Below are 13617 nucleotides of genomic sequence, written 5' to 3'. Positions count from 1 at the left end.
GCCGGTCTCATCCCCCACATCCGTTTGCCCTTGAAGGCAACCCATAGGTGTCATCATGCGAGCCAAAGTTCTCGCCAGCGCCGCTGCACTTGCAATGCTTTTCTGCCAGCCAGCCCTGGCACTCGATGCCCCGACCGACCCCGTCATCCTCACCATCACCGGCGCCATCACCGAGACCAACAGCGATGGCGCTGCCGTTTTCGACCTCCCCATGCTGCAGGACCTGCCCGGCCGCACCGGAACCATGGAAACTCCGTGGACCGAGGGCGAGACCGCTTTTGATGGCCCGCTTCTGCGTGCCCTTCTTGAGGAAGTCGGCGCGCACGGGAAGACGCTTCGGGTCACCGCGCTCAACGACTACTCCGCGGAAGTGCCCGTATCCGATGCAACAGACTACGAGACCATTCTCGCGCTTGCAATGAACGGCAAGCCGATGTCAGTTCGCGACAAGGGCCCGCTGTTCATGGTCTACCCATTCGACCTCAACCCTGAACTCTATAACGAAAAGTACTTCTCCCGCTCGGTCTGGCAAATCAAGGCGATCGAGGTCATCGAGTGACACCAGCGCTGCGCCACAGCCGAAGGGCCATCAAGCGCGCCGGCAGGGAGACGACCTTTCTCGTCATCCTGTCGGCGGTGTTGATGGCCGTTCTCGTGGCGACATTCGGCTATCTCTACACCCGCCAGAACGCGCTGCAGGACGGCATTCGCGAAGACGCGCTCTGGGCCGTCTATCAGCTCGATCGCGAAGCGCGCACGCTTGCCCACGCCATGAGCGCGGCCCAGTCCCAATGGCCAGTGGAAGCATCGAGGATCACGGAGCTCTCTCTGCGCTACGACATCCTCTATTCGCGCCTGTCGATCCTGAACAACGCAAAATACGAAACGTCGCTTGCATCGAGCGCCGGCTTTGTCGGAAGCCGTGCTTCGATCCGAGACAGGGTCCTCGGTCTTGAACCGTTCTTCAACGGCATGGCTTCATCTGCGCCCCTCGATCGCGAGGAGTTCGCCGTTGCCACGTCCGACCTCTTGGCTCTTATTCCCATCACCGAGCGCATGTTGACGGACACGAACACCTCCGTTTCCGCGGTGCGCGCGGATGCCCGTGCCGAGGTCATGCGCATCCAGCAGGCGACCGCACTTCTGGTTCTGATCATTGCTGTCTCCATCGCTCTGCTCATCCTCAATCTGATGCGCCAGCTGAAACTGACCCGCCGCACCACCGGCCAGCTGGAAGAGGCCGCTAACGAAATTTCAAAGGCCTACGATGCGGCAGAGGCCGGCAACCGGGCGAAATCGGAATTCATGGCAGTGATGGGCCATGAGATCCGCACGCCCTTGAACGCTATCCTCGGCATGACGGAGCTGCTGGCCCATGCCGATCTGCCGGAAGAAGATCGCCGTGGCGTGAAGGTCATCGCGAGTTCCGGCCAGGCGCTTCTGGAGATCATCAACGAGATCCTCGACTTCGCGAAGATCGAGCATGGCGACCTCGTGCTCGAGATGATCGCCTTCGAGCCAGGGAAGCTCGCCGAAGACGCAATGGACGTCGTCGCCGGTCGTGCCGCCAATCAGGGCGATCGCCTGGAACTGGAGGTATCAGGCTCCCTGCAAGGTCTTGCCGTGCTTTCGGATCCGACGCGCATCCGCCGGGTGCTTTTGAATTTGCTTTCGAACGCTGTGAAGTTCACCCAGAACGGAGATGTACGGCTGCACGTTTCGCTGCCCGCACCGAACCGCATTCGTTTCGAAATCGCCGATACCGGCATCGGCATATCGGCCGAAGCGCTCCCGCGCCTGTTCAACCCCTTCACTCAGGAAGACGGCACGATCAGTCGTCGTTTCGGCGGAACGGGTCTGGGGCTCGCGATCTGCAAAAAGACGATCGAGGCCATGGGCGGGGATATCGGTGTGCAAAGCACCGCTGGGTCCGGCAGTGTCTTCTGGTTCGAGCTGCCGGTCGAAACGGTGCAGGCACCGCTGACCGACACCGCATCGATCGACCCAAGCGCCGCATTGCCGGTGCGAAACATCCTCGTTGTCGAAGACAATGCCGTGAACCGCGATGTCGCGCAGCGTTTCCTGAAGAAGCTTGGCCAGCGGGTCACCATGGCGATCGATGGGCTGGAAGGTGTCTCCCAGGCGAAGGCGGGCGATTTCGACCTCATTCTCATGGACATGCAGATGCCCGTGATGGATGGCCTCGCTGCCACGCGGGAGATCCGCTCGCACGAACTGCAAACCGGCAAGCGCGCGCGCATCGTCGCCATGACCGCCAACGCCTCCGACACCGACCGCGCGCTTTGCATGGAAGCCGGAATGGACGCCTTCGTCGCCAAGCCGATCACACTCGCGCGGCTGGCCGAAATCGTGCGTGGTCCTGAAGCGTTCGTACCGCCCCCGATGAGCGGCGAAACACGTAGCGATCATCCGGTCATCGATCTGGAACGCCGCCTCGAACTGACGGAAGCCTTTGGCGCCGACGGCCTGAAGGAGCTCGACGATAGCTTCTTCTCCGATGCTGCTGGGATTCTTCGGGCGCTCCATGCGGCCTTGAGCGCCGGAGACGCCGCATCCGCCGACAGGGCGCTTCATTCGCTGAAAGGAGCCTCGGCAAATTTGGGGTTCGTCGATTTCTCCACGTTTACCGAGAAAGCGCGCAGCGACACCTTGAGGGCCGATCTCGGGACAGAAATCGAAAAGCGCTTGGCCACCATCCGCGAAGCAGGGGAGCAGGCGCACGCCGCCTGAGCACGATGAAGACGAGCGTTCTGATCGTGGAAGACAACCGAACGAACCTGATGATGATGGAGCGTCTTGTCCTGCAGGTGCCGGACTGCGTGGCCCTGACCTTCATGGATCCCGTCGAGCTCCATGTTGGACTGGCTGGCGTGTCCTACGACATCGCGCTCGTCGACTACCAAATGCCGGGAATGAACGGCATCGATCTTTTGAAGGCGCTGCGCGCCGCCCCCTCCTATCGCGACCAGCCGCTGGTGATGATTACGGCCGATCAGGAAAAGGCGATCCGCATCGAAGCTCTCCAGGCGGGCGCGGTGGAATTTCTGCACAAGCCGATCGATTCGGTCGAGTTCAAGGCAAGGCTGGCCAACATCGTCCGGCTGAGCATCGTCCAGCGCCAGCTCGCGGATCGCGCAGCATGGCTTCGTTCGGAAATCGAAAAAGCCACGGCCGAGCTTCGCGAACGTGAAGAGGAGATCGTCCACCGGCTCGCCCTGGCTGCCGGTTACAAGGACCGCGAGACATCCGAGCACACGGTGCGCATGGCGCGCTATTGCCGTCTGACCGCCGAGGGCCTCGGGCTCGACGAAGAGCTCTGCCGGGACATCGAGCTGGCCGCGCCGATGCACGATATCGGCAAGGTCGGCATTCGCGATGCGGTGCTGCTGAAGCCCGGCGCACTTGATGCCGAAGAGCGCGCCCACATGAACGAGCATACCGCCATCGGCGCCGCGATCCTTTCCGATTCCAAATGCCGGCTGATGAAACTGGCCGCCGAAATCGCTGAAGCTCATCATGAACGCTGGAACGGCACCGGCTACCCCCATGGCCTTGCGGGCGATGCGATCCCGCTTTCAGGCCGCATTGCCGCCGTCGCCGATGTGTTCGACGCGCTGACGACCGAACGGCCCTACAAATCGGCATGGACCATCGACCAGGCCTTCGACTATCTGGATGAGAAAGCCGGTGTGGAATTCGACGCAGCCTGCGTTGCCGCCCTTAAATCCGCGAGGGACCGGATCGCTGCTCCACCTCGAGACAAGGCCAATTTGAAGCCTGCCGCTTGAAACAGTTCCAGGTGAACGGGTAACTGTCTCGCCTGGACACGCTTGAGACGGTATTGCAAAACGCCCTTGCCCCGCTTGGCACTGCAGGCGGCGCGTCATAGGGTCGGCCTTCCTCCAACAAGGCATTCGACTCAATGGCGACGAAGTTCATTCTCGGCTGCGACCTTTCCTATGAGATCCAGTCCGAGGCCGTATTCATTTTCAACTTCGAGGTCGCCAGGCTCGCCCGACATCTGGATGTCAGCGAGACGCTCACGATCTCGGCGGGCGAGAACCGGCGGACCTACATCGATCCGACCTCGCTCAACCGCTTCCTCAGCATCACGGCACAGCCCGGCCCGCTGAATGTCCGCTACCGGGCCGAAGTGACCCTCGACCCCTATTGCACGGATCCGGCCACGATCGAGGAGACGCCGCTCGGCGAGCTACCGCTGGAAATCATGCCGTTCCTGCTCCCCACGCGCTTCGTCTCGTCCGACAGGCTGGCCGCCTTCGCCAATCGCGAATTCGGCCACATGATGCGCGGCCACAGCCTCGTGACCGCGATCTGCAACTGGATCTACGAGAACATCGATTACGAGCGTGGATCATCCGATTCGCAAACCACGGCAGATGAAAGCCTCATCCTGCGCGCCGGTGTGTGCCGCGACTTCGCGCATCTCGGCATCGCCTTTTGCCGCGCGCTGAACATCCCCGCCCGCTTCGTCAGTTGTTATGCGCACGGACTCCACCCATCCGACTTCCATGCCGTCTTCGAAGCCTATCTCGACGGACGCTGGTGGCTCTTCGATGCCACGCGCCAGGCCCATCTCGATGGGCTCGTGAGGATCGGCGTCGGCCGCGATGCCGCCGAGGTGGCCTTTGCAACGCCATTCGGCGAGGTCGAGCCCGGCCCGGTCACCATCATGATCGAACGAACCGACGGCATCGCAGACCCGGACCTGCGGACTTCCGATGCGGTAAGCACCGAATAGGGCTCACAGACGCGCCATCGGATACCTGCCCTTGCACGGTATCCGATGGGACCACTGCGCTGCCGCTAGAGCACTTCGCCAAACCTGACATTCGTCATGTCTTCCGACACGTCCCAGAGTCTGCGCGCAACCTGTTCGTCCGCGGCCTGCGGGATCGGCTTGGCGACGGCCGGATAGCCACGCGTCTCGCTCAGCCGGTGCGGTCCATAATAGCCGCCGGGCTGCGCATCGGGAGCCGTCGCCGCGTAGAGTGTCGGAAGCGCGCCTTGTGCCGCGGGCTGGAACAGAAACCACAGAAAGCTCCGGGCAAAGCGGTTGAAGCTGAAGCGACCCGGCGCATTGTGCAGGAGATCCGTCCGCGAGACGCCGGGATGCGCGGCAATGCTGGTGATGCCCCAGTTTGCGGCGTTGCTGCGCCGCTGAAGCTCGTAGGCGAACATCAGGCAGGCGAGCTTCGACTGGGTGTAGATCGGCATTGGCGTGTAGGAGCGCTCGGCATTGAGGTTCGAGAAGTCGATCGTACCTTGTCTCGCGGCAATGCTCGACAGGTTGACGACACGCGCCTCGTCCCCCCTGGCAAGCAGCGGCATCAAGTGTGCCGTAAGCGCGAAATGGCCGAGGTAATTCGTCCCGATCTGCAATTCGAAACCGTCTTCCGTCATCTGCCGTCTCGGCGGCACCATGACGCCGGCATTGTTGATCAGCACATCCAGATTGCTTCTTGTACGCCTCATGCGCTGGCCGAAGGCGGTGATGGAGGCGAGGCTGGCGAGATCGAGCAGCTCGAAGCTGATAGTTGAACCAGCGACCGCTGCGCGGATCGAGTTCACTGCCTGCTGCCCTTTCGTGGCATTGCGGCCGGCAAGGATGACGTCGCCCCCTGCGCGCGCCAGTGCCAGGCCGCATTCATATCCAAGGCCACCGGTGCCGGTGATGACGAAACTCCGTCCGGCCTGCGAGGGCATATCGGCGGCAGTCCAATTCGTTTTCATGATCGTGCTTTCCAGGTTTTTCGACGCAACGCGGCCTCGGCGGTGGGCTCCACCGCCGAACGCTCTGCTTGAAGATGCGATGATCAGTTCGAAGAGGGTGACTTCGACTGTCTGCGGATGCGGTAGACCGCAGCGGGCGGCAGATTGCGCCAGGTGCCACCCACCCGCTCGGCCTCAAGGCCCAAGCGATCCAGGATCGGTCCGCTGACCGGACATTGCGGGCCGTAGGTGAACTGGTAGAACGCGCCCGATGGGCGCAGATAGGCGAAAGCTCCCGACAGGATCTCCATCACCGCGCGTGGCGTCATCGACAACAGCCCGAGACCGCTGATCACCGCGCCTGCCTCACCATGCGCCAGGATCTGCATCGCCTTCAGTTTGGTCGCATCGCCATGTACGATCGTCGCTTGCGGAAAGCGCATGCGAAGCAGAGCGGCGAACTCTTCGTCGAACTCGACAAGCGTCAGGTCTCTTTCTGCAATTCTGCGATCGACCAAAGCCTGGGTAAAAACGCCGGTGCCGGGTCCAAGCTCCAGGATCGGGGCGTCCTCTATCGCGATGTTCTCCGTCATCAGCCGCGCTAGCGAGGCGCCGGATGGGGCGACGGCAGCCACGCGCAAGGGGTCCTGAAGCCAGGAACGAAAGAAGCGCGCGCCATCCGACGATGCGCACGGCATGAGGTCTTGTTCGTGGAGCCGAGGCGACATGGGGAACCCTTGAGTTGTTCATGTGAGACGACTATGGCGGGCACCGCTTTGATGTTCGCGCTTGAACCCCCAAAAAACTTGCCTGATCCTCCAAGCCACTTTCGTCCCGATGAAGCTTTCTCTACGCTTCAAAGATCACAGCCCGACGAGGACGGAAGCGCATGGCAGACCTGACGCAAACAGTGGCGCGCTACGTTGCGGCCCATGAAGGACCGGATGCGGTGTCTGCAACGCCGATCCGGGGCGTCAGCATCATGTGCAGCACGCAGGAGCGCATGCCCTTCCGCCACATCTACAAGCCTTCCTTGTGCGTCGTGGTCCAGGGGGCAAAGAAGATCGAGCTCGAAGACCAGACCTTCGACTATGCGGCGGGCACAGCGCTTGTCGTCAGCGTCGAACTGCCGGGCTATGGAAGCGTGGTCCAGGCGTCCAGGGCCGAACCATTTCTCGGTATGACCATCGAGTTCGACATCGGCCTGATGCGCGACGTTCTGGAACAGATGGCCAAGCCGCCTCGGCCGGCCGGAGAGCGTCTCGGCGTCTTTGTCGAGCAGCTGTCGGAGCCGGTGAAAGACTGCATCGACCGCCTCGTGCGGCTGTTCGACAGCCCGGAGGCCGTCCCGGTGCTTTATCCGTCGATCATGAGGGAGCTTTACTACTGGCTGCTGACCGGCCCGAACGGCCGCGAGATCTGCAAGATCGCCCACGGCGACAGCCACACGCAGCGCATCGCCGACGCGATCTACCTGATGCGGCAGCATATTGCGCGTCCACTCAGCATCGAGGACATGGCGAGCGCCGCCCGTATGGGCGTGTCCTCGTTTCACCAGCACTTCAAGATGCTGACGAGCATGACTCCGCTCCAGTACCACAAGCAGCTGCGGCTGCTCGAGGCGCGCCGGCTGATGGTCGCCGAAGCCGCCAACGTCACGAGCGCCGCCTTCCATGTCGGCTACGAAAGTCCGTCGCAGTTCAGTCGGGAGTATGCCCGCCTCTTCGGGCAAGCCCCGAAGCGCGACGCCATGGCTCTCAAATCGCTCGGCGCGACTTTGTAGCAGGTTCAGCTTGCAGTTGCCCGACCCCGGTGACAGTGTCCGCCAGCGAATCCGCCCAGCTCAGAGAGCCCTGTGCCCGATAAAACCCTCTTCATCGTCCAGCAGTTTGAAAAGCAAGGCAAAAAACTCGTCCAAGGCCGACAGATGGAGCTGCCCTCCGCCGAACAGGCCATCGCGCGCGCCGACCGCGACGCCGGACGATTCGCAGGCGTCATCGCCGTGGCGCAGACCGTCGACACGGAAACCGGCGAAGTCCTCGACGACCCGGTCATCCTCGCCCACCACGGCGAACTGCCGACAGGCATGATCGGGGAAGATTGAGGGCAGCGCGCTACAGGGAGCTGCTCAGTCTCAGGCGGACCATCAATCGCCAAGATACATTTAAGTCATGGATTTCATGCATATATTTTGGTGGGCCCGGAGGGACTCGAACCCCCAACCAAGCGGTTATGAGCCGCCGGCTCTAACCATTGAGCTACAGGCCCCACCTTCGGGCGCTTCGCCCGGTTCATGGTGTAAAGCACACTCGGCGTAGCGCAGACAAGGGTGGATGAGAAAGCGCGAAGCGGCACCGCAACCAGACGCCGCAATTGTCCCACAATCCGCGATCAACACTGGCGCCTCATGCGGCGCGCCGTTCGGCGCAAACGATCAATCGAGGAGCCCCAATGATCGCCAAAATGAACGTCCTTGCCATCGCCTCTGCCCTTGCGATCGTGGCAGCTCAGCCGGCCTTCGCGCAAAACGCGACGAATGACGACGAGAAGCGTCCGGCGACGATTTCCGTAATGGGCGAAGGCGAAGCGGCAATCGCGCCCGACATGGCCATCGTTACCTTGACCGTCGTGCGCGAAGCGGAGACGGCCCGCGAGGCGCTCACGGCCAGCAACCAGGCGATGGACGAAGTGCTGGCCGCCATGCGCGCGGCCGAGATCGCCGATCGCGACCTGCAGACCTCGAATTTCGCCATCCAGCCGCAATATGTCTATCCGGATGGTGACAGCCAGCCGCAGCAGCCGCGGATCACGGGATATGAGGCGTCCAATACGCTGACCGTCCGCCTGCGCGACCTGGAAAAGCTGGGCGGGCTTCTCGACGAGGCGGTGACGCTCGGCGTCAACCAGGGCGGCAACATCATCTTCACCAATGACGATCCGAGCACGACCTTGAACGAGGCGCGCCGCGATGCTGTCGGCGATGCACGCGAACGCGCCGAGATCCTGGCTGAAGCGGCAGGCGTCGAACTGGGCCGCATTCTGTCGATCGACGAGCAGACGATGATGCCGCAACCGATCCCCATGGCGCGCATGGAAGCCCGCAGTTTCGACGCAGCGGCTGCCGTGCCGGTCGCGACCGGTGAGAACGCCTATCGGATCACCGTGACGATGCGGTTCGAGATCGAGGAAGGCACGGCCGAATAAGTCGGTCGCCTCTCGCTCGACAAGAGTGAATCGAAACTCCCCGCCGGCGGCTCGCCAGCGGGGATTTTTCATGCAGCATGCAATGTGCGGCAGCGCTTGGCGGTAGCCGCTCGCTTATCGGTATCCGATGACCGGGCAGCCGCGCTGATTGGCAAACACGACCCGAACCTGCTGGCCGCGCTGAAAGCCGGCGACGGCGACGCGGCGCGGCGCATTGCGCACCACATGGGCGCGGCGGATGCCCATGCTCTGGGCCTTGCCGAGCGCATGGCGCGGGTCGCAGAAATTCGGAGCGAAATGCCGCCCGCCATGGCGCGGACCGTGGTGATAGCGCGGCGCATGGCCATTACCGAAGCGAAGCTCGATCGACTGAGCAGCCGCCTGGCCACTTGCCGATGCGGTCGCTGCAAGGGTGCCCATGCCGCCGGCGACAAGGGCAGCGCTGAGCACGACGGCTTTGATCATTTTCTTGAACATGATTGTCTCTCCACCAGGAAATTTTTGACCGAAGATCGCCGTCCCATGCGACCGAAGGTGAGATTAGGTGGAGGAGTGTGAACCGTGCCGGAACCGCGCATTCATCCCGCATTCATGGGAGACGCGCTGCGGCTGTGGATTATCTGAGCTCCGCAGCCAGTGCCTGCTGATCAAGAAATCGCGTGAAGCGCACGATCTTCGCGCCGTCGACCTCGAAAAACAGGCCGGCCGACACCGAAAACGGCTGGCCACCGGCCTTCGACCATCCATCGAGCGTTCGCTCATAGGTGCCTCGAAGCGTGGCCTCCACCGCGATGCGATCGCCGGCCTGCGATGAAAGCAGGACCCGATCGGCAAAGCGTTCGTTCAAGGCCGAGGCGCGTTCGACAAGTGCGTCCCGGACAGCGCTTGCGCCAACGATCCGGTGCCCATGGCAATCGTCATAGACAGCGTCTTCGTCAAGCAAAGCCGCAAGGGTGTTGCCATCAACCGCTTCCAGAGCGTCGAGAAATTCGGTGACGATCTTTGCACTGTCCATGCGGGCGTCCTCAGCAGGCTACAGTGGCATTGGTGACAGGATCGACGCAGATCGTAGCCGATCCCCGGCGTGTCTGCACATTGGTGCCGCTCGGTCCGACAGCGGCCGTCGCACTGCGGCTCTCGACCGCGATTCGACCGTCGCTCACCGATGCGCCGGCGACGCCCCCCGAGACGAAGCCGCTGCAGCCCGACAGGGCAAGCGACGCAATTAAAGCGACACCTACTTGGACGCCGGCCGTGAGGCCGTGACAGTTGATACGCATCGCCAATCTCCCCATTCGATTTGTTGTGAACTTAGTTCAAAGGTGCGGCGGTTGAAAAGAAAATGCCCGGCAGAGCCGGGCATGAGTTTAAGCTGGCAGCTTGGTTGTTTGTCTCTTCCCCAATGAGGAAACGCTGCCAATGCGTGTCGCTTTACTGTGCCGGTGCGGGGGCCGGGGCAGCAGGCGCTTCCGGAGCAGCCGGAGCTTCCGGTGCAGCGGGAGCTTCAGGTGCGGCAGGAGCCTCAGGGGCTGCCGGTGCGGCGTCCGGTGCGGTGTCTGTGGCAGACGGTGCAGTGGTGCCCGTGTCGGCAGGTGCAGTCACGTCCACATCAACGCCGGCTCCGTCGCCGCCACCGGAGTTCATGTAGAAGAACGCTGCAATAGCAACCGCCACGACCAGAAGACCAGCGATGAACCAGCTGGCGCCGCCACCGCTTCCGCCAGTGTTGCTGACAACGGTTTCGCGCGTCGTATGCGTGTGAAGTGGATCGGCCGGACGCGTCGGGTCTACGGGACGTGCCGGATCGGTGTAGCGAGGATCTCTGTTATCGACCATTTGATGGCCTCCATTATCGTTTGTCCGTCGCGAAATGAACGCGGATCATGCGGTAACGTTCCCGTGAAAGCACGAATTCGCTAATTCAGGGACCGCGAATGGCGATTTGCCCCCATGCAGGTGAATTTACGAGGCCAAATGGAGCACGATTTCGCGGGAATAGGGCCGGTCGCGGTGTTCGAAGAGATAAAGGCCTTGCCAGGTCCCCAACAGGAGCCGCCCCTTGGCGACGGGGATGGAGAGCGACACCGCCGTCAACGCAGCCTTTATGTGCGCCGGCATGTCGTCAACGCCTTCGGAGCGGTGAACGATAAAGCCCATGGACGGATCATCCGCGGGCGGCATCAGCCGACGGAAGAAGGCATCGAGGTCCCGCCGCACATCTGGATCCGCGTTCTCCTGAATGAGCAGGGAGCAGGATGTGTGGCGCACGAACACCGTCAGCAGTCCGGGACCTGACGTTTGAGCGGCAACGAAGGCACGGGCCCTGTCGGTGAATTCGTAGAGCCCCTGCCCCTTGGTCTGAAGCGTGATCAGTTCCTGCATCGCCATGACGCCACTCTAGGCGGGCAATGCGGGCTGCGAAAGCCTCAGGCGGTCAGGAGCATGAGCGACTCGGTGCGCTCGGCGACACAGAGCCGGTTGCGGCCTTCCTTCTTGGCCCGATAGAGCGCGTCGTCGGCGAGTGCCACCAGATCGGTGAAGTCGAAGCCGTTCTCCGGGAACATCGCCATGCCAACAGAGATCGTGACCTTCGGCAATGCCCGCTCTTCGTGCGAGAGTTGCAGTTCCGAGACGCTCGCGATGATCCGCTCGAAGCGTGACTGCGCGTTTTCGGGTGAGACCCCGCGCATCATCACGAGGAACTCTTCGCCGCCATACCGGAAAAGCCAGTCGCCGGAGCGGAGATTTTCCTGCAGATGATCGACGACGCTCGAAAGCGCCACGTCGCCTGCCAGATGGCCGTTCAGATCGTTGAACCGCTTGAAGTGATCGATATCCAGCATCGCAATGGCGACGTTCTGGCCCAGGCGACGGGCCTGCGCGATTTCCTTCTCCGCCACCATGTCGAGATAGCGTCGGTTGAAGGCATTGGTCAGCGGGTCGCGAATTGATTGTTCGTTCAACGTCTCGCGCAGGCGGATGTTGGAGAGCGTCAGGCCCAGTTGGTGGACAAGCATGTTGGCCAACCGGATCGTCTCAGGTGCAATCTGATTACCGTTTTCCGGCACCTTGAGCGCCAATAGGCCGATCGCTTCTCCGTGAGCGAGCAGAGGCAGGCACAACGTGTCGCGCGCGTCATGATGGTGCCGGCACGACGGTGCAGAGCCGGCCTGTTCATGATGGTGCACCATGCCGCGGCGCAGCGCCCAGCACTCCTGCGGATCGATGACCTCATCCGGAGTGCCCTCGCCCCACTGGACCAGGACGGTCAGCTGATTGCGTGACGCCGCATAGATATAGAGCCCGCCGGAAAGCGCAGGGAACAGCCGCTGCATAAAAGGCCCGGCCAGATCGGCCACTTCCGACATGGTGTTGCAGCTTTGAAGAAAGCTGCCAGCTTCGTTGAGAAGCGTGATTTCCGATCGTTCCACGGTGAGCCGCGAAACTGTATCGTTCAATGAATTCGCATAGCTCTCGATCTGCTTGGCAGCTTCGTGCTTGTTGAGCACCGCGCGCCGCGTGCTCCACCAGATGGTGGCAAACAGGCCCACGACAGCAGCCATGAGCACGGCAAAGGAGATGAAAGCAACGATACGCGCTGCTTCATAGCGCGCTTCGCGTTCCCTCAGCTCCTGGTTCTCCAACTGCTGCAATTCACCGATGAGCAGCCGCAGCCGATCCATCATGAACTTGCCGCGGTTTTGCGCGACCAACGCGTTGGAAGCGTCGCTGCCCTGTTCCCCATGCACCTGGATCGTGCTGGCCAGTTCGTCGAGCTTTTGGTCGACAAGCCGGTTCATTTCCCGGAAGCGGCGCCGATAGTCTTCCGTCTGGGCGAGCGTCTGGTCGAGCGCCCGCATCTTTTGGCGCAGCTCCACCTCCGCCTGGTGATAGGGCGCAAGATAAAGCTGTTCGGACGTCAGCAGATAACCACGCTGGCCAGTTTCGGCACTCAACAGGTCCGCCTTGATGCCAATCAATGTCTCGCGCACTTCCAGCGACTGGCGCACCCATTGGCTTGCCAGGAATAGCTGATTGACACTTGTGTGGAGAAACCAGCTGTTGATGCCCAAAAGCACGAGCGGCACTGCGACCGCCAAAAATCGATTCCGACGTCCTGAATGTGTCATGGAGCACCCCAGCAGCACTGGGGCGATCAGGCGCCCGTTCTGGTGAATTTTCCGTAACGATGCTGTAGCAAATGCTAACACTCAGGCTTCATGATGCGGCTGATCCGGGCGCGTAGGCATCGGCAAATTCGGCCGCTGGCGCGATAGGCTTGATGACGTCGATCAAGACGCCATTCGGATCGGCTGTGATGAAATGGCGCTGGCCGAAGGCTTCGTCACGGAGCGGGAGCAGCATGGGGAGGCCGGCGCCTTGAAGCCGCTCCCACTCCGCATCGACATCATCGACCTCGAAGTTCAGGAGCAGACCCGATGCCGATCCGCCCCGCGCGCTCTGGGGGATGGTGTCATGATTGCGATCGAGCACGGCGAGATTGACATCCGGTTGCTCGGGCATCGTCAGGTGCACGTACCACTCGCTCGTGAACGCCGGCTCGAAACCGAAATGGGTTCGATAGAACGCGGCGGTCTCCGCCACTCGGTCCGTCATGATGACGGGGTAATAGCTTTTGATCTGCATGGCCTTTCCTTC

16 protein-coding genes, 1 tRNA gene and 1 pseudogene are annotated in these 13617 nt (G+C 62.0%); 8 read left to right on the top strand and 10 right to left on the bottom strand.

Features of this window, described 5'->3' with window-relative positions; translation table 11 throughout:
• The first annotated feature begins 55 nt into the window (after nucleotides 1-55).
• From D5400_RS07905 to D5400_RS07890, 5 genes and pseudogenes are all read left to right on the top strand, one after another.
• Complete coding sequence (locus tag D5400_RS07905; RefSeq protein WP_126009278.1) at nucleotides 56-559, top strand: putative pterin-binding protein; 504 nt, start codon at nucleotides 56-58, stop codon at nucleotides 557-559.
• A gap of 83 nt (nucleotides 560-642) precedes the next feature.
• A pseudogene (locus D5400_RS21835) lies at nucleotides 643-1905 on the top strand (sensor histidine kinase); the annotation flags it as partial.
• 150 nt (nucleotides 1906-2055) lie between these two features.
• Entirely contained in the window at nucleotides 2056-2751 is a 696-nt protein-coding gene (locus D5400_RS21830) for a response regulator (RefSeq protein WP_425364918.1), read from the top strand.
• A 5-nt stretch (nucleotides 2752-2756) separates the two neighbouring features.
• Entirely contained in the window at nucleotides 2757-3809 is a 1053-nt protein-coding gene (locus D5400_RS07895) for an HD-GYP domain-containing protein (protein ID WP_126009274.1), read from the top strand.
• A gap of 134 nt (nucleotides 3810-3943) precedes the next feature.
• Nucleotides 3944-4783, top strand: a complete 840-nt coding sequence (locus D5400_RS07890) for a transglutaminase-like domain-containing protein (RefSeq protein ID WP_126009272.1) — start codon at nucleotides 3944-3946, stop codon at nucleotides 4781-4783.
• Nucleotides 4784-4848: 65 nt separating this feature from the next.
• Here D5400_RS07890 and D5400_RS07885 read toward each other — a convergent pair whose 3' ends face one another.
• Nucleotides 4849-5775: an SDR family oxidoreductase gene (locus D5400_RS07885; protein ID WP_126009270.1), complete on the bottom strand. Its 927-nt coding sequence runs from the start codon at nucleotides 5773-5775 to the stop codon at nucleotides 4849-4851.
• An 83-nt stretch (nucleotides 5776-5858) separates the two neighbouring features.
• Complete coding sequence (locus tag D5400_RS07880; protein WP_126012940.1) at nucleotides 5859-6452, bottom strand: class I SAM-dependent methyltransferase; 594 nt, start codon at nucleotides 6450-6452, stop codon at nucleotides 5859-5861.
• Between the two features lie 191 nt (nucleotides 6453-6643).
• Between D5400_RS07880 and D5400_RS07875 the strand changes: the two genes are divergently transcribed.
• A complete protein-coding gene (locus D5400_RS07875) occupies nucleotides 6644-7537 on the top strand; it encodes an AraC family transcriptional regulator (protein ID WP_126009268.1) in 894 nt (297 codons plus the stop codon).
• Between the two features lie 72 nt (nucleotides 7538-7609).
• Entirely contained in the window at nucleotides 7610-7858 is a 249-nt protein-coding gene (locus D5400_RS07870; RefSeq protein WP_126009266.1) for a hypothetical protein, read from the top strand.
• Between the two features lie 88 nt (nucleotides 7859-7946).
• Here the strand turns inward: D5400_RS07870 and D5400_RS07865 are convergent.
• Nucleotides 7947-8022: transfer RNA gene (locus D5400_RS07865), tRNA-Ile, on the bottom strand.
• 183 nt (nucleotides 8023-8205) lie between these two features.
• Here D5400_RS07865 and D5400_RS07860 point away from each other — a divergent pair.
• Nucleotides 8206-8958: an SIMPL domain-containing protein gene (locus D5400_RS07860; protein WP_126009264.1), complete on the top strand. Its 753-nt coding sequence runs from the start codon at nucleotides 8206-8208 to the stop codon at nucleotides 8956-8958.
• 114 nt (nucleotides 8959-9072) lie between these two features.
• Here the strand turns inward: D5400_RS07860 and D5400_RS07855 are convergent, their stop codons facing one another.
• From D5400_RS07855 to D5400_RS07825, 7 genes are all read right to left on the bottom strand, one after another.
• Nucleotides 9073-9435, bottom strand: coding sequence for a hypothetical protein (locus D5400_RS07855; RefSeq protein ID WP_126009262.1), 363 nt, complete (start codon nucleotides 9433-9435; stop codon nucleotides 9073-9075).
• Nucleotides 9436-9574: 139 nt separating this feature from the next.
• Nucleotides 9575-9973: a nuclear transport factor 2 family protein gene (locus D5400_RS07850; protein WP_126009260.1), complete on the bottom strand. Its 399-nt coding sequence runs from the start codon at nucleotides 9971-9973 to the stop codon at nucleotides 9575-9577.
• Nucleotides 9974-9983: 10 nt separating this feature from the next.
• Nucleotides 9984-10238 (bottom strand): hypothetical protein, encoded by a 255-nt coding sequence (locus tag D5400_RS07845; protein ID WP_126009258.1) that lies wholly within the window; start codon nucleotides 10236-10238, stop codon nucleotides 9984-9986.
• Between the two features lie 151 nt (nucleotides 10239-10389).
• Nucleotides 10390-10794, bottom strand: a complete 405-nt coding sequence (locus tag D5400_RS21075) for a hypothetical protein (protein WP_164527739.1) — start codon at nucleotides 10792-10794, stop codon at nucleotides 10390-10392.
• 126 nt (nucleotides 10795-10920) lie between these two features.
• Complete coding sequence (locus D5400_RS07835; RefSeq protein WP_126012937.1) at nucleotides 10921-11340, bottom strand: secondary thiamine-phosphate synthase enzyme YjbQ; 420 nt, start codon at nucleotides 11338-11340, stop codon at nucleotides 10921-10923.
• 44 nt (nucleotides 11341-11384) lie between these two features.
• On the bottom strand, nucleotides 11385-13058 hold the full coding sequence (locus tag D5400_RS07830) for a diguanylate cyclase (protein ID WP_164527821.1): 1674 nt from the start codon (nucleotides 13056-13058) through the stop codon (nucleotides 11385-11387).
• A 118-nt stretch (nucleotides 13059-13176) separates the two neighbouring features.
• Nucleotides 13177-13605: a VOC family protein gene (locus D5400_RS07825; RefSeq protein ID WP_126009252.1), complete on the bottom strand. Its 429-nt coding sequence runs from the start codon at nucleotides 13603-13605 to the stop codon at nucleotides 13177-13179.
• Nucleotides 13606-13617 lie beyond the last annotated feature (12 nt).

The sequence above is a fragment of the Georhizobium profundi genome (assembly GCF_003952725.1).
Lineage (GTDB): Bacteria > Pseudomonadota > Alphaproteobacteria > Rhizobiales > Rhizobiaceae > Georhizobium > Georhizobium profundi.
Note: the sequence above shows the minus strand (reverse complement) of the source record. Positions and strands in the feature narration are given on the sequence as shown.

What these genes read in the sequence shown, in the direction of transcription:
- D5400_RS21075 (WP_164527739.1), bottom strand. Translation starts at nt 10,794, where the DNA reads ATGGTCGATAACAGAGATCCTCGCTACACCGATCCGGCACGTCCCGTA.
- D5400_RS07885 (WP_126009270.1), bottom strand. Translation starts at nt 5,775, where the DNA reads ATGAAAACGAATTGGACTGCCGCCGATATGCCCTCGCAGGCCGGACGG.
- D5400_RS07845 (WP_126009258.1), bottom strand. Translation starts at nt 10,238, where the DNA reads ATGCGTATCAACTGTCACGGCCTCACGGCCGGCGTCCAAGTAGGTGTC.
- D5400_RS07905 (WP_126009278.1), top strand. Translation starts at nt 56, where the DNA reads ATGCGAGCCAAAGTTCTCGCCAGCGCCGCTGCACTTGCAATGCTTTTC.
- D5400_RS07850 (WP_126009260.1), bottom strand. Translation starts at nt 9,973, where the DNA reads ATGGACAGTGCAAAGATCGTCACCGAATTTCTCGACGCTCTGGAAGCG.
- D5400_RS07855 (WP_126009262.1), bottom strand. Translation starts at nt 9,435, where the DNA reads ATGTTCAAGAAAATGATCAAAGCCGTCGTGCTCAGCGCTGCCCTTGTC.
- D5400_RS07880 (WP_126012940.1), bottom strand. Translation starts at nt 6,452, where the DNA reads ATGCCGTGCGCATCGTCGGATGGCGCGCGCTTCTTTCGTTCCTGGCTT.
- D5400_RS07825 (WP_126009252.1), bottom strand. Translation starts at nt 13,605, where the DNA reads ATGCAGATCAAAAGCTATTACCCCGTCATCATGACGGACCGAGTGGCG.
- D5400_RS07895 (WP_126009274.1), top strand. Translation starts at nt 2,757, where the DNA reads ATGAAGACGAGCGTTCTGATCGTGGAAGACAACCGAACGAACCTGATG.
- D5400_RS07835 (WP_126012937.1), bottom strand. Translation starts at nt 11,340, where the DNA reads ATGCAGGAACTGATCACGCTTCAGACCAAGGGGCAGGGGCTCTACGAA.
- D5400_RS07860 (WP_126009264.1), top strand. Translation starts at nt 8,206, where the DNA reads ATGATCGCCAAAATGAACGTCCTTGCCATCGCCTCTGCCCTTGCGATC.
- D5400_RS07875 (WP_126009268.1), top strand. Translation starts at nt 6,644, where the DNA reads ATGGCAGACCTGACGCAAACAGTGGCGCGCTACGTTGCGGCCCATGAA.
- D5400_RS07890 (WP_126009272.1), top strand. Translation starts at nt 3,944, where the DNA reads ATGGCGACGAAGTTCATTCTCGGCTGCGACCTTTCCTATGAGATCCAG.